We start from the raw sequence: 12,854 nt of genomic DNA, 5'->3' as shown, positions 1-12,854 counted from the left end.
CTGTTTACTTCTTTTATGCTGCAAACAGAGGAAATAGGTTCTGATTATTTTTTCTTATTCCATTTACGCCCTATCGATGGATAATGACGAAAAGATTGCCATATGCTGACTAACGTCAATACAGCAAAAAACAACAACGACCAGACTGGAAGCGATTGACCCAAGAATGTCCAATCGACTTTGGCACATTCTCCAGAACCCGTTAGCACTTGTTCAAATACCGATTTTAAAGGCAAGGTATTGACCCAATAATCGAGACCCGGACCGCAACTGGGAACTTGATCAGGTGGTAAATGTTGCAACCATACATGACGTGCCGCCACAGCTGTAGACCATAAGATAGCCAGACTGCCCAGCAATGCATAACCACGCTTAAACGCGGTGGAAATTGGATTGTGTAAAAAGGCGATTAAAGACACCACGCCCAACCCAATCAGTCCTAGTCGTTGAAATACACACAAAGGACACGGTTCCAGACCTTGTACGTGTTCTAAATACAAAGCAAAGGCCATTCCAATGATACTGGCCAAAACCAAAAAACCACTGACCAAGCGATAACTCGATTGCATCGCACACCCTCTTCATTTTTATCGATAATCGGTAAGATATTGCTCAAAACTGAGACAATTGTCCTGTTCAAGTTGTTCTTGTTGTTGCAATGACTGCGTTGCCAAATCATCAAAATATGACAGTGTCTCTGAACTTAATGGGTGCTGCTCATAACTTAAAGCATGCTGTTGTGCCATAACACTGCCAAAGTTCCAAGTACCACCATTTTCTACAGTATCAGCAATTACTTGGGCAGAGAGTGTTTCATCGACCTCATCAATTCGCTTAAGCATCACATTCAAGGCAGTCGAATATAGATCAGTACTGTAGGTTTCATTCAGAACATCAGCTAATGTTTGCATCTCCATGATATGAGTACGCGCCCACTGCTCCATCGGATGTTGACCTGTAGGATCAATGATCGAAGCATTCGGTGCCCGACCACGATTGACCACTTCTATTTGGTTTCGTTCAATCTGCTCTTGTTCTGCATCCAACAAATCTGGACTATCTTGTAATAAACAATACAAGGCCAAGACTTCTAAAAATGCTGCAGTATTTTCATCGATACCAATCGGACTGTAAGGATTAACATCTACCGCACGTAATTCAACATAGCCAACGCCACGCTTTTCCAGTGCCTGTGAAGGTGTCTCTCCCGCCTGAGGCACTTGTTTAGGACGCACTAAACTGTAGTACTCATTTTCAATTTGTAATACATGATCATTAATTTGAATTGGTTCATCTTGCGCATTGTTTAAACCCAAACGACTAAATGGCGCATACGGCGTCTTAACGGCTTTTTGCAAGCCATCCAAATAACCTGACATCGTATTGTAGTGAATACCAAGCTGTTTCTGTGCAGAATTTTGATAACCGAAATTGCCCATACGTAGTGCAGTGGCGTAAGGCAGGAACAAAGTGCCTTTTAATAACGGCAACAATTGATGTTCACGTCCAGTCATAAAACACTGGCAGACCGACGGACTGGCCCCAACCAAAAACATCACCAGAGGGGTTAAACGAATAAAATTACGGATTAAACCAAAGTAGCGATGACTCCGATAATCCTGCAAACTTAATTGCTTTAACGCTGCATCGGTTTCATGCTGTTGCAGCGCTTCAAACACTGGGTCAGGAAAAGATAAATTATAATGTACCCCTGAAATAGTCTGCATACGGCGACCATAACGTACGCCCAAACCATGACGATATAAGGTTTTGAAACGCCCTATATTTGAGCTGCCATATTGGGCCAAACGAATATTTTCTTCATTATCATCTAACATGCAAGGCATCGATAAAGGCCACAGTTTTTCACCATGTTCCAAATGACGATGCGCAATCGCATGAATATCTTCCAAATAATGCAGTACTTTTTGGATACTGTCTTGAGGCGGCGTAATAAACTCCATCAAGGCTTCTGAGTAATCCGTAGTGATATGCGGATGTGTTAAGGCCGATCCAAGTGATTTCGGATGTAACGCTTGTGATAAAAAACCATTATTTTGCATACGGAGGCTTTCACGCTCAATCCCACGTAACATGCCTTTAAATAGCGAAGAATCCACCCAAGTCGGTAATATAGCTTGAGAGGTCGATTCGGGTTGATTCATTAACAATCTCGCTTGTCGGAAGATAACTACTAAAATAAAATCATCAGTTTATATCAGTATAACGTGATTTTAAAACTGCACATTATACCCAGTCTACTTTTCAGGCAAACCATTGATTTTATTTTTGGAATTTTTATCACAAAGTTACTCTATAAGACACCTGAATTTTGTGATTGTATTGAAGAATAAATGCTAAGGATTTGTAAATATTATGAATTATCAAGATGTATTGAGTTTTTGGTTTAATCCAGAAACTCAGCCTGTCTGGTTTGCAAAAAGTGATGCTTTCGATCAGCTGATTCAAGACAAGTTTTCCGCTGTTCACACACAAGCCGCTCAAGCAGAGCTTTGGTCATGGCGTAAAACAGCTGAAGGCCGTTTGGCAGAAATTATTGTTCTTGATCAATTTTCGCGTAATTTATTTCGTGATCAAGCGCATGCGTTTGCACAAGATGCTTTGGCATTGGCGCTGGCACAAGAAGCCATTAGTTTAGATTTAGATCAACAATTAAGTCCGGAACAACGTACATTTCTATATATGCCTTTTATGCACAGTGAATCGAAACTGATACATGAATTCGCGTTAAAATTATTTCAGCGTTTGGGTAATCCGCTTAATCTGGATTATGAGAAAAAGCATAAAATCATTATTGATCGCTTTGGTCGTTATCCACATCGTAATCATATTTTAGCGCGTCGCTCTACCGCAGAAGAACTGGAATTTTTAACCCAACCCAACAGCAGTTTTTAACTCTTTATTGTGTCTCCTCCCGCACACAGTAAATGGTATGGAGGTTCAACATGAAAAACTATCTTATAGGGTTTAGTCTCATTGCAACGCTTGCACTCTCTGGCTGTGCAATGACGCCTTCTAAGCCTCTGACTTTCGACCAATTGGGTCAATTCAGTCAAACACCTTTAAATACCCAATCCTTTCGTATTGGTTTTTTGGCTCGTCCCAACATGAGTTTTGCTACAGCAGAGGAAATTACGTTGGTCAAGGCCGCACAAACCACGGTACACAATGGATTTCGCTATTTTAAAGTATTAAATGATCCAAGCAACCGTTCTCAGCAACCGCCACGCCAAGCACTGGTTTATCCATCTCCCATGTACTATCCGTATTCTTATTCTCGTTATGGTTATTCTCGTCGCCATCCTGCTTTTTGGCCTGATCCGTTTTATGATATGCCACGTGTGGTTGATATTGACCCTGTGCAAGTTTCCTATACTATTGAATGTTATAAAGATCAGAAAAAAGCACCCAATGAAGCTTTTGATGCGCATCTGATTTTACAATCTCTGGGAGCGAAATACGGACTGAGTCCGACTGGACAAGTTTTACAGCCCCAAGTACCGACGACTACAAAATAATATACACGTCAACAGGAATATTGCATGACCACAGCAGAAATTACAGCTCCACCGAGTTTACAACGCAGTAAACGCTTCGCCACAATTGCTTTGGTGATGGCAGTTGTGATCTGGTTAATTCTGATGGTGGTCGCCAAACTTGTTCCTGAATATGTCTGGCTGATTCATATTTTAATGCTTGCTGCCGAAGCTGGCGTGGTCGGCGGCTTAGCAGACTGGTATGCCATTACTGTCCTGTTTCGCAATCCATTTGGAAAAATACCCATTCCCAAATTTTTACGCGACCATACCGAAATTATTCCACGTAACAAAGCTCGTATTGCAGAGTCAATGGGACGCTTTGTTCAAGAGAATTTTTTGTCCCCTCAAGTGGTACAAAGAAGCTTAAGTAATACCGATCTGAGTCTTGCAATCGGACAATGGTTGGCAAAGCCTGAAAATAACAGCCAAGTCACTCAACTCATTCAACAAACTGTACCCAAAATTTTTGAATTTGTTGGTCAAGAACAAATTGGCCATTTTATTCGCAACAACAGTGTGCAATGGGTACGCAATACCCAAATCAATACTTTGGCCAGTGAAATGTTACGAGCCGTACTGGAAAATGACTTTCATCAAGATGTATTACAACGGGGACTAGACTTAGCGCATGAATGGATGACCTCGCATCCTGAAGAAACGCATGATTTGACTCGAACCTTATTTAAAGAACTGGGCGTTTGGAAACTGGCCAAAGGGGCCAGTTGGATTGGAATTGATGTACAGCAACGCACGATTGACTCACTGATAGAACGAGTTGAATCTATGCTGGCCGATCATGAACATCCGTGGCGACAAAAAATTGAAGAAATGGGGCATCAATTGATGCTTGAACTGGCAAATAATGAAAGTCAGGCCAGCGAACGCCTGAACAACACCAAAGATGCCTTACTGGATAGTCCGCAAGTCTTAAATTTTATTAGTGGTGCGGTAGTAATTCTGTGTGATGCGATAAAAGCAGATTTACTCAAACCAGATTCAGGAATTGCCCAAAATTTAAGGGTCGCAATTCAGCAACTCGGGGAAAATATCATCTCCAACTCTGCAGTACGTGAATTATTGAATGATCGAATGAGTGGAATAGCCGTCAATTTAAGTGATCAATACAGTGAGAAAGTGATTCTTTTTATCAGTGAACGCATTCATGAATGGGATTCACGTGAAATGATTGACAAGATTGAAAATGAAGTCGGCGGTGACTTACATATGATTCGTGTCAATGGCGTGGTGGTCGGTGCATTTATTGGCTTAATTTTGGGTATTATCCGCGCTATAGTCGATGCCCTGCTTTAAGCACTTATACTGAATTGCCATTTCAGTTATTCATCATAAAATTGAAAAGCGATGCTAGGGAATGTCGACCAGTTTACTCGTCAATTTACGCACCATGGGCAAAAGTATTAATACAATGGGAAAAGCAAAAACCCAAGAAATCATCCAGTTATGAAACCAGAGTGTGATAAAACCATCAATCCAGCCTAAATTACGCAGCATATTAATCAAAGAAATAATACCGCTCATCAGACACGATAAAATAAATGGCATCACAATGGTGGCCCATTTTGCAGAAAGTTTTGGAATACTGCCAATAATCATAGAACGCTTAGGCTGCATAGCTGCATACTCTGCAAAAATTTTAAAGTGTCATCATATGCCATAGTTCACGCTTTTATCACGCTTTTTTTGCTGGGATTGAGCTTCAACCGATTTCAAAGAGATCTAGATATTTGGACACGATTTATTCAATACAAATGGGTTCACCTAAAGACAGCGAAATTTGCTATATTTGTGGTTTTTCTGCGACACTTATTTTCGACTGATTATGAATACGGCAATCCAAGCAGCTCTCGATCATGCAGTGCAATCTCTTCAAGCTGAAGGTGTACTCCCATCCGACTGGAATAACAGCGCACATTTAACGCGAACCAAAGACCGAACACATGGTGATTTCGCTTCAAATATTGCCATGATTGGTGCTAAAGCTGCGGGAATGAAACCTCGTGATCTGGCAGAAAAAATCCTTGCTCATCTCCCTGAAGTTGCAGATATTAGTAAAGCAGACATTGCAGGTCCAGGATTTATCAATTTCTTTTTAAATGCTGACCAGCGTTTTACGGTTTTAGATCAGATTCAAGCACAAAAAGATCAATTTGGTCAAAGTAATGCTAATGCTGAAAAACGCATACAAGTTGAATTTGTTTCAGCCAATCCGACTTCAAGTTTGCATGTAGGTCATGGACGTGGCGCAGCGTACGGTATGACGGTTGCCAACCTTCTTGAAGCCACGGGTGCTAAAGTTGACCGCGAATACTACGTCAATGATGCTGGTCGTCAAATGGATATTTTGGCAACATCCACCTACTTGCGTTATTTAGAATTAACCGGTCAAACACTGGTCTTTCCCAAGAATGCCTATCAAGGTGATTATGTTAAAGAAATTGCACAAAGTGTGATTGAAAAAGATGGTAATGCGTACGTACGCGATGTCGTCGATGTTTATAAAGATGTTCCTGAAGATGTACAGTTTGCTGCTGAATTAGATGCCGATGGCAACAAAGTGGTGTTGTCTGGAGACAAAGAAAAACATATCGATGGTTTAATTTTTAACGCTCAAAATTTGCTGAGTGAAGGTTATCGTGTTTTTCATCAAGCGGCATTAGAAGCTATTTTGGATGACATTAAAGATGACCTTGGTGAGTTCGGGGTAACTTTCAATCAATGGTTTAGTGAAGATTCTTTAACGGTTAAAATTGATGAAGCCCTTCAAATGCTTGATCAACGTGGCTTCCTTTACGAAAAAGAAGGCAATATCTGGTTTAAATCAACTGAATTTGGTGATGAAAAAGACCGTGTGGTCAAACGTCGTAATGGTCAAACCACATATTTTGCTTCAGACATTGCCTACCATTTGAATAAATTACAACGCGGCTATACTGATATCGTGGATATTTGGGGTTCTGACCATCATGGTTACATCGCGCGTGTCAAAGCAACGATTGATGCCCTGGGCTATGACTCGAAAAAATTAACCGTCCTATTGGTTCAATTTGTCAGCTTATGGCGTGGTGGAGAGATGATTCAAATGTCATCTCGTTCAGGCCAGTTTGTGACTTTACGTGATTTGCGTAAAGAAGTCGGAAATGACGCGGCACGGTTTTATTATGTGATGCGTAAATCTGAACAACATATTGATTTTGATCTTGATCTTGCAGTATCACAAAGCAAAGACAATGCAGTATATTATATTCAATATGCCTATGCTCGCGTCAACCGTATGGTCGATATCAAAGCACCAGAAAAAAATATTCCCTTCGCTCGTGATCAATTGGCGAACTATAATGCCTCGTTATTAACACTTGAAGCTGAAACAGAAATACTCGCTAAACTCGCAGCTTATCCTGAAATTTTGATTCGTGCTGCGAATAGTTATGAGCCGCATCAAATTGGAAACTATTTGAAAGAGCTCGCAGCTTTATTCCATGGTTGGTACAACTTAGATGATGCAAAAGTTTTAGATGATCAAAATATTCCGCTTTCTCAAGCGCGTTTATTGTTATCTATAAACGTACAACAAGTGTTGAAAAATGGTTTAACATTACTTGGTGTATCAGCACCTTATGAAATGTAAAATGAGACAATAAGAGAGGAATCCTACGTGTTTGGAAAAACGCAGCGCGGTGTATCTGAGCGACCGAATAAGCCTAAAAAGCCCCTCATTCCAGCGTGGCTCGGAACGCTTGTCGTGATTTTAATCGTGTTAAGTTTTGCTGTAGCTTTAATGCTATGGAAACCGTGGGCACCTGTTCAGCCAAAAAATCAGATTAATTCTGAGCATTATCAAGAAGAAACCAATAAAGACTATCGTTTCTACGATTTATTGCCTCAGCAACAAGTCACTCCTATTCCTGAACAAGCAGTGCCTGAAAGTAAAAGTTCAGGTACCGTCGTGATTGTCGAGGCACCAGAGCCAGAACCGACCATCAATACTGAAAGTACAGAATCAGGTATTGAGACTTCAGAAGCTCCTGTTGCACATCAAGCTAGCTACATTCTTCAAGTCCGTAGTTATTCTGATCCAGACAGTGCTGACACGCGACGTGCAGAAATTATTTTAAATGGCTTATCTGCAGATGTGATGAAATCGGTAGAAAATGGTCAAACGTGGTATCGAGTCATTTCTGGTCCTTATGATTCTGCAGAGTCTGCTCTTCTTGCTCAGCAAAGCTTACAACGTAGCGGCATTGATTCAATTGTGGTGAAACGCTAATTTGTAGATCACATTATTCTAAAATTAAAAAAGAGCCTACTATCAGGCTCTTTTTTAATTTTGAACTTCACTTTACACCACCTTCTTCCCAAGAGGCGCTTAGGAGAGGTTTCGTGCCTAAAGAGTCGTGAAAACAATTTAAGTCTAAGGTAAAAAGAGCAGTTCTTTTAAAGGAAAAGTACTTTCTAGCATTCTAAGAAGACGCCAAATTAATTTAAATGGTATGTCCTAAAGCTTCACCCATCACCACGACAGAGTTTGCTTTAAATGCTGTATCCCATGCCATTTTATCCTGCTCAAATAAAATTACGGCAGTTGAACCCAAATAGAAACGTCCAAGCTCTGCACCTTTTTCAAGTGACAGCGCATGCTGATTCAACTCTAAACGTCCTGTAGGTTTTACTTTTCCAGTGACTACAGTTTCAATCCCAGCCACAATCATCGCGCCCACTAAAACGACAGCCATACGACCCAGTTCAGTATCAAACAAACACACCATACGCTCATTACGTGCAAATAAACCTGGAATATTTTCAGCAGTAGTTTGATTGACCGAAAACAATTCACCGGGTACATAGAGTGTTTCGGTTAAGGTTCCCGCGAAAGGCATATGCACGCGGTGATAATCTTTAGGCGATAAATACACCGTGGCAAATTGACCATTTTTAAAGGGTTCAGCCAATTGTGGGTCAGCAATCAGTTTTTCTACAGAAAAACTTTGACCTTTGGCCTGAAAAATATCACCGGCTTCGATTTTACCCAATTGTGAAATAGCCCCATCCGCAGGTGAAACAATACTCGTTGGATCAACATCAATTGAGCGGACACCTTGTTTAAGTGAACGGGTAAAGAATTCATTAAAAGATTTGAATTTTAATGCATTACTTTGTTCAGCAATCGACATATCAATACCATATTGGGCTTTAAAAGCCTGAATAACAGTATTTTTAATAATCGGGTTTTCACTGGCTGCAAGTTTTCCCACCACACGTGATAATGGGTGATGCGGCACAACACGCTGTGCTTGAATAAAAATTTGTTTTTTTAAACGTGATGTGAAGCTCAAGATGGTAACTCTCCGGTAATAATCGGACTATCGAGGCGGTTGCCCCATTCACTCCACGCACCGTCATAAGCTTGAATATTGCAACCAAGTAATCGACCCAAGATATAAGCTAAACCCGAACGATGATGTGACTGACAATACACCACAATCGGCTGATTTAACTTGAATCCCAATTGTTCTAAGCGTTGTTGAGTGCGTTCTAAAGGATGCAATTTTAAATGATTTTCACGATTAAGGGCAGTACTCCACTCGAAATGTAACGCATTTGGAATGTGACCGCCGCGTCGCGCTGCTAATCGAAGGCCAGTATATTCATCTTCGGTACGGCAATCCCAAATTTGCACAGAATGATGATTCACTTTATCCAGTAACTCAAGATATTCAATTCGATATTGATCTATTTTACTTTGATTGATCTCGACCAAAGATTCAACAGGATTTAATTTTACAATTTCAGATGAGGTCGGAAAGCCTGCACCTAACCATGCATGAATGCCGCCATTCAGCAAACTGGTGTTTTCAAAACCAAGACAATGTAAATTCCAGATAAGACGTCCCGCCCAAGCACCGCCTTCGTCGTCATAAACCACAACATGATGATCTGGAGAAATGTTCAAATATTCAATCAGTGCTTTTAAGCCATCAAGATCGGGAAGTAAACCTGAAGCTTGCTCGTCTTGGCGCAGCAGTTGTTTAGGCTTAACATGAATCGCATGCGGAATATGCAGTTGATCATAAACTGAACTTCGGCTTAAATCGACAATACGTAATTTCTCATGCCCCAAATAAGGCAAAAGTTCTTCTGCTTCAATCAGCAGGCCAAAATTAAATGTAGGTATAGCCATATTTTTTCGAGTTTTATTCAGATCAACAGTTACGATCTTAGCACAAGTCATTTTCACTATTATTCTGATTTTTTGCATTGATTTAGCAAAAAATCAGATATAGAAAAATTGAGATTATTCCGCTTCAGGAATTTTAAAGACCTGGCGTAAATAAGCCAAAAACGTATCATTATCCGTCATGGTTTTGCCAGGACTATCCGAAATTTTAGCCACCGATTGACCATTACACTCGACCAGTTTTAATACAATATTTAAGGGTGTTTGTCCCATATCATTGGTTAAATTGGTGCCAATTCCAAAACTGACCTGAAAACGATCTTTGAAATATTGATGCAAATTCCAAGCCTTTTCTAGATTTAGCCCATCACTAAAGGTCAACATTTTACTTTTGGTATCAATTTTTAGTTTTTTATAGTGTACATATGCTTTATCACCCCATTCATAAGGGTCACCACTGTCATGACGCAAGCCATCAAAAAGTTTAGCAAAATACAAATCAAAATCACGCAGAAAAGCATCCATCCCGACCACATCAGTTAATGCAATGCCTAAATCACCTCGGTATTCCTGAACCCATGTTTCAAGTGCAGATTTTTGGAAATCACGCAGTCTTACATCTAAAGCTTGAAAAGCCTGTAAAAATTCATGCGCCATAGTTCCAATGGGTGTAATGCCTAATTCTTTGGCAATCAGTACATTACTGGTTCCTCGAAAGATATGAGGTGAAGCTTGATTAAAAACTTCAATCACATGCTTTTGCCATGCATAACTATAACGACGACGGGTACCAAAGTCTGAAACTAAAAATGGAGGATCATTAGGATTTTGTTCTTTTTGATAATATTTCAATAACGCCACTTTGGCCTCTAAGCGACGCTCACCTTCTGCCCAAACTTCATCGCTACGGATACGACGGAAATATAATTCATTTACGATCGCCAAAACGAAGATTTCAAACATCATGGCTTGAACCATCGGGCCTTCAACCCAAATATCCAAACGACCTTCATGATCGATACTGGTCTTTATAAAACGGCGCTTTAACTGGAATAACTCTAAATAATCGACAAAGTCACTTTTAATAAAACGCAATTGCCGTAAATATTGTAATTCATCTGATTTGAATTTGAGCTGACACAAATAATCCAACTGCTGATTTAAATCATCCAGAATTTCCGACAGTGGATATACCGTATCTTCTAAATTGCGACATCGAAAATGATAAACACTGTGTGTTTGAGGAAATTTATGCAATACCACCTGTAGCATGGTGAATTTATACAGATCGGTATCTAATAGTGATTGGATAATTGCAGTCATAGAACTTTCAGTTTTTATCAACTCACTGCATTAAAACATATTTTTTCACTCACAAAGCGATGATTTGTTAAATCACTTAAGCGATTAGACCAATGATTTCAAATTTTTCCTTTCAATCAAAAAATCAAAGATTTTATCCTTTTCATTCAGTTTTAATCAATCTGATGCAAGCAAAAATTAATTTTCTACCGCAGATCAAAGCAGATAATGTTTAGCCTAATGCAGTGAATTTGCTACAATTCAGCTAAAATTATATCTTAGTGATCTGGTTAAATTATGCGTGCTTTGTTACAACGAGTGCTTGAAGCTAAAGTTGTGGTCAATGGTGAAATCACAGGCGAAATTCAACAGGGAGTTTTGGTGTTTTTGGGTTTAGCCAAAGATGATACTTTCGAGAAAGGCAAAAAGCTGATTGATAAAATTTTGAAATATCGTTTTTTTGATGATGAACAAGGCAAGATGGGCTGGAATGTCGATCAAGCAGGTGGTGGCTTATTATTGGTTTCTCAATTTACCTTAATGGCGCAGACTCAAAAAGGCTTACGCCCTGACTTTGGTCCAGCAATGCCGCCACAGGAAGCAGAAGCGTTATATGAAAAATTGGTCACTTATACCAAAACTCAATTTGAACAGGTGCAAACTGGTGTTTTCGCGGCAGATATGAAAGTGCATTTGGTCAATGACGGTCCTGTTACTTTCAATCTGGAAGTAACATAAAGAGCATAAATTTAACTATTAAAAAAGCCCTTTCATCTAAGTGAAAAGGCTTTTTATTGACATTTTTCGGTTAAAAGCTATTTACCTGTTTTTGCTTTAATAAATGAACGAATTAATTTCACTTTTTCTTTTACAGGTTTCGGTAACTTTGGTGGAATAAGTTTGGCTACTTTATTGAACCAAACCAACAATCCAAAATCACCTTCCATTTTAATACTGCCATTTTGCATGCCAGTCATGAAAGCCGTTGGGTCACCTTTCATCAAGGTTTTGACCCCTTGTTCACTGTCCGCAAATTGTAAAGTAAAGTCTGCTTTTTCTGTATCACCTGCGACACTATCCACTTGCCCATTATTGATAATAATTTGACGTGCCACACCCAAATCTGTACCAATTTGAATACGGAACTGGCGCTCATGCACTAACTCGATAAATTTTGGACTGGTACGCGCCAATTGCTTCATACGCAAGGCCAAACCTGCAACTAATAAATCAAGCGGATCCGTGCTTACATCGACCAGTGGTAATTTTACGACAGGAATCGAAGAGAGTTTCATGACATTTAAGCCTATTGTAATTGTGAAAAAATGAACGACTCATCCTACCATAAGTTCTGTTTTTTTGAAGCAAGGCTTTGTATCACAATAATGAAAGAATAAAAAAAGATGTCCCGAAGTACATCTTTAAATTTGATCTGTATTTTATCATTTAACGACTTGAGCATTGTTGCTGATCGTCTTCATACACTGGGGTATGTTCAATATAACGACGTTTAGCTAAAGCACGTTCCGCACGACGATCTTCACGTAATAAAAGCACAATCACAATCGACATTGCTAACATGAGTGCAGTGAGATAACTGTATGCGATAGGCAGATCAAATACAATTTGAGTACTGAAACGAACGGTTTCAATCAATCCCCAAAAAAGCATTCCCGCGAACATAAAGCTTAACAAACGACGATAAGGTGAGAAGAAAACCGCTATCAAAGCAGCTGCTATCAAGCTTAAACCTACAATGGTAGCTAAATTCGCTGTGACCATAAAAACCTCCGTCTAAG

General features: G+C 39.8%; 14 protein-coding genes. 6 read left to right on the top strand and 8 right to left on the bottom strand.

The features are described 5' to 3' along the window. Window positions 1-44: 44 nt before the first annotated feature. Complete coding sequence (locus GA0116959_RS07865) at window positions 45-569, bottom strand: disulfide bond formation protein B (protein WP_053579234.1); 525 nt, start codon at window positions 567-569, stop codon at window positions 45-47. Window positions 570-587: 18 nt separating this feature from the next. After that, a complete protein-coding gene (gene gshA, locus GA0116959_RS07860) occupies window positions 588-2,165 on the bottom strand; it encodes a glutamate--cysteine ligase (RefSeq protein ID WP_092720039.1) in 1,578 nt (525 codons plus the stop codon). Between the two features lie 211 nt (window positions 2,166-2,376). Between gshA and GA0116959_RS07855 the strand changes: the two genes are divergently transcribed. Genes GA0116959_RS07855 through GA0116959_RS07845 form a run of 3 tightly spaced genes read left to right on the top strand, consistent with a single transcriptional unit; the run spans window position 2,377 to window position 4,871 of the window. After that, a complete protein-coding gene (locus GA0116959_RS07855) occupies window positions 2,377-2,916 on the top strand; it encodes a DUF924 family protein (RefSeq protein ID WP_092720038.1) in 540 nt (179 codons plus the stop codon). 50 nt (window positions 2,917-2,966) lie between these two features. Next, window positions 2,967-3,539, top strand: a complete 573-nt coding sequence (locus GA0116959_RS07850) for a CC0125/CC1285 family lipoprotein (RefSeq protein ID WP_092720036.1) — start codon at window positions 2,967-2,969, stop codon at window positions 3,537-3,539. Window positions 3,540-3,563: 24 nt separating this feature from the next. Beyond that, complete coding sequence (locus GA0116959_RS07845) at window positions 3,564-4,871, top strand: DUF445 domain-containing protein (protein WP_092720034.1); 1,308 nt, start codon at window positions 3,564-3,566, stop codon at window positions 4,869-4,871. A 54-nt stretch (window positions 4,872-4,925) separates the two neighbouring features. Here the strand turns inward: GA0116959_RS07845 and GA0116959_RS07840 are convergent, their stop codons facing one another. Further along, the gene (locus GA0116959_RS07840) at window positions 4,926-5,192 is read right to left on the bottom strand and encodes a DUF2798 domain-containing protein (protein ID WP_092720032.1); all 267 of its coding nucleotides are present in this window, start codon (window positions 5,190-5,192) and stop codon (window positions 4,926-4,928) included. A 208-nt stretch (window positions 5,193-5,400) separates the two neighbouring features. On the opposite strand from GA0116959_RS07840, the gene argS reads away from it, so the two are divergent. Both argS and GA0116959_RS07830 read left to right on the top strand, forming a co-directional pair. Next, on the top strand, window positions 5,401-7,206 hold the full coding sequence (argS, locus tag GA0116959_RS07835) for an arginine--tRNA ligase (protein ID WP_092720030.1): 1,806 nt from the start codon (window positions 5,401-5,403) through the stop codon (window positions 7,204-7,206). Window positions 7,207-7,233: 27 nt separating this feature from the next. Further along, a complete protein-coding gene (locus GA0116959_RS07830) occupies window positions 7,234-7,845 on the top strand; it encodes an SPOR domain-containing protein (protein WP_053579226.1) in 612 nt (203 codons plus the stop codon). 214 nt (window positions 7,846-8,059) lie between these two features. Here the strand turns inward: GA0116959_RS07830 and asd are convergent, their stop codons facing one another. From asd to pncB, 3 genes are all read right to left on the bottom strand, one after another. Further along, complete coding sequence (asd, locus tag GA0116959_RS07825; protein WP_092720028.1) at window positions 8,060-8,911, bottom strand: archaetidylserine decarboxylase; 852 nt, start codon at window positions 8,909-8,911, stop codon at window positions 8,060-8,062. Next, window positions 8,908-9,756, bottom strand: a complete 849-nt coding sequence (locus GA0116959_RS07820) for a sulfurtransferase (protein WP_092720027.1) — start codon at window positions 9,754-9,756, stop codon at window positions 8,908-8,910. Before GA0116959_RS07820 ends, asd begins: the two co-directional genes overlap by 4 nt. A gap of 114 nt (window positions 9,757-9,870) precedes the next feature. Next, on the bottom strand, window positions 9,871-11,076 hold the full coding sequence (gene pncB / locus GA0116959_RS07815) for a nicotinate phosphoribosyltransferase (protein ID WP_092720025.1): 1,206 nt from the start codon (window positions 11,074-11,076) through the stop codon (window positions 9,871-9,873). Window positions 11,077-11,352: 276 nt separating this feature from the next. Here pncB and dtd point away from each other — a divergent pair, with 276 nt between their 5' ends. Beyond that, window positions 11,353-11,793, top strand: a complete 441-nt coding sequence (gene dtd, locus GA0116959_RS07810) for a D-aminoacyl-tRNA deacylase (RefSeq protein ID WP_092720024.1) — start codon at window positions 11,353-11,355, stop codon at window positions 11,791-11,793. 77 nt (window positions 11,794-11,870) lie between these two features. Here the strand turns inward: dtd and GA0116959_RS07805 are convergent, their stop codons facing one another. Further along, a complete protein-coding gene (locus GA0116959_RS07805; RefSeq protein WP_053579221.1) occupies window positions 11,871-12,350 on the bottom strand; it encodes an SCP2 sterol-binding domain-containing protein in 480 nt (159 codons plus the stop codon). A 151-nt stretch (window positions 12,351-12,501) separates the two neighbouring features. Continuing rightward, the gene (gene aciT / locus GA0116959_RS07800) at window positions 12,502-12,837 is read right to left on the bottom strand and encodes a ciprofloxacin tolerance protein AciT (RefSeq protein WP_053579220.1); all 336 of its coding nucleotides are present in this window, start codon (window positions 12,835-12,837) and stop codon (window positions 12,502-12,504) included. Window positions 12,838-12,854: the final 17 nt, after the last annotated feature.

It is taken from the genome of Acinetobacter albensis, assembly GCF_900095025.1.
Lineage (GTDB): Bacteria > Pseudomonadota > Gammaproteobacteria > Pseudomonadales > Moraxellaceae > Acinetobacter > Acinetobacter albensis.
This window is presented reverse-complemented; position numbering and strand designations above follow the sequence as displayed.